General features: G+C 42.4%; 1 protein-coding gene. It reads left to right on the forward strand.

Annotated features, from left to right (window positions below; all coding sequences use genetic code 11):
• The coding region (locus tag P6733_RS17950) for a hypothetical protein (protein ID WP_306354319.1) at positions 1–243 on the forward strand (243 nt) is incomplete at both ends.

The raw sequence follows: 243 nt of genomic DNA on the forward strand, positions 1-243 counted from the left end.
CTCAAACCGCAAACGGATGTGAGAGTAAAACTCGTTTAGCCGTTCTAGCCAAAATTACTGTTACACCAGCACCAACGACAACACAGTCTACACAAACATTTTGTGAGATTATAAATCCAACAGTAGCGAACTTACAAGCAACAGGAACAACTATTCAGTGGTATACTGCTGCAACGGGTGGAACTGCTTTAGCGTCAACAGTAGCTTTAGTGGATGGAACAACGTATTATGCTTCTCAAACCG

It is taken from the genome of Flavobacterium aerium, assembly GCF_030766725.1.
In the GTDB taxonomy this organism is placed as follows: Bacteria; Bacteroidota; Bacteroidia; order Flavobacteriales; family Flavobacteriaceae; genus Flavobacterium; species Flavobacterium aerium.